Source organism: Anaerotignum faecicola (assembly GCA_024460105.1).
Classification (GTDB): Bacteria; Bacillota; Clostridia; order Lachnospirales; family Anaerotignaceae; genus JANFXS01.
In genome coordinates this window covers 1-499 of record JANFXS010000173.1, presented here as the reverse complement: position 1 = coordinate 499, position 499 = coordinate 1, and the positions used below count along the sequence as shown (strand labels likewise).

Annotated in this window: 1 protein-coding gene; it reads right to left on the bottom strand. The window is 48.9% G+C overall.

All coding sequences use genetic code 11. The features are described from left to right. A partial coding sequence (locus NE664_13355; GenBank protein MCQ4727619.1) for an ATP-binding cassette domain-containing protein occupies nucleotides 1-499 on the bottom strand: 499 nt, incomplete at both ends.

Here is a 499-nt window from a genome sequence, read left to right as displayed (position 1 = left end):
GAACTGTCAAGTTCAAACTCCCGTCCGACAATTACCTTCTGCTGGTTTCCTCCCGATAATGCGCCAATCGGCATTCGGGGGCCCTGGCAGCTCACCTGATATTGACTGATAATCTGGTTTGACAGCTGGCGACATTTCTTTTTGTCCAGAAGGCGTGTTTTTCCTACCAGCCGGTCACTGACGTAGTGATGTGTCATCATAACATTTGTTTCAATACTGTCTTCCAGAGAACTACCGCTGATCTTCCGGTCCTGGGGTACATAGGCTATGAGACGTCTTCTTCCATGGACATCCATTTTCGAAATATCTTTCCCCTCCAGCAGTACTCTGCCTTTCGATTCCATCAGTCCCATTACCGCCTGAACCATCTCATACTGGCCATTCCCCTCCACACCTGCAACACCGACAATCTCTCCCTTATGAACCGTCATGGAAACGTGGTCTAAATCCATCTTCCCTGGTATCCCCGGATTTTCAACCGCCAGATCTTCAATCTGCA